The sequence below is a fragment of the Oleiphilus sp. HI0079 genome, from assembly GCF_001635105.1.
Map to the genome: position 1 here is coordinate 1 of NZ_LWFT01000721.1, position 1081 is coordinate 1081.

The 1081-nt window shown below is 49.4% G+C and carries 1 protein-coding gene and 1 pseudogene; both read right to left on the bottom strand.

All coding sequences use genetic code 11. The features are described from left to right. Positions 1-200: pseudogene (gene rnhB / locus A3750_RS13085) on the bottom strand (ribonuclease HII); the annotation flags it as partial. 23 nt (positions 201-223) lie between these two features. After that, on the bottom strand, positions 224-1081 hold an 858-nt coding region (gene lpxB, locus A3750_RS13090; RefSeq protein WP_068548349.1), incomplete at its 5' end, for a lipid-A-disaccharide synthase.

Genomic DNA, 1081 nt, shown 5'->3' on the forward strand with positions numbered 1-1081 from the left:
CATGCAAGCGCTTTGCTCTTAATCTCGTCAGAGATGAGTAATCGTTTTTTCTCAGACAGCTTCTTCGAATCGGCAAGCCCTGAAATCTCAGCCTCAGGATCCAAGATAACAGCAGCAGCGACAACCGACCCAACTAGAGGGCCGCGACCGACCTCATCAACACCCGCCAGTAGATTGCCGACAAATCCCTTTGCATACACATAATCTNCTTGAAAAAAATGACTCACGATTTGTTTGCCAACGCCAAAACAGCCTCTGCAGCTTCAGAGCTGGCGTTTTTCTTCAACGATTCATGCAGCAGGGAGAAATCGGACTGCAAGCTTTTCTCCATGCTCACGGGAAGGCGTTCAAGCACCGCTGCTGAAATGTTTGAAACAGTTGCATCATCCTGAAGCAACTCAGGAACAAGCTCTTTACCTGCCAATAAATTAGGCAGCGCAACATAAGGGGTTTTAATAAGCCGCTGCATAACCCAATAAGTGAGCTTATTTAGTCGATACGCCACAACCATCGGACGCTTCATTAACATGCATTCCAATGTCGCTGTCCCTGAGGCGAGCAAGACGACATTTGAAGCAGCCATTACCTCACGAGAACGACCGTCGATCAGCTCGACCTCTAACGCAGGAAAACGCTCGAGAATTTCCAAAACCTGCGCTCGCCTGTTCGCATTCACGCAGGGAATAACAAAACGGACATTTGGAGACTTATTTTTAATCTGTTCGGCAGCACCAAAAAAGGACTCCGCTATACGTGAAATTTCGCCCGCCCTGCTACCCGGCAAAATCGCAACGATCGGCCCGGCTTCTGTGAGACCTAAATTGGCTCTAGCCTTGCTTCGATCGGAGGAGATTGGAATTAAATCAGCCAACGGATGACCGACGAACCGAACCGAGACCCGGTGTTGCTTATAAAACTTGGCCTCAAAGGGGAAGAGCGTGAGCATAAGGTCAACGGCGCGCGCAATCTTAAACACGCGCTTTTGACGCCAGGCCCAAACAGACGGACTGACATAATGTGCCGTTTTTATCCCGGCCTGGCGCAACTGTAATTCAAGACCGATATTAAAGTCAGGCGCATC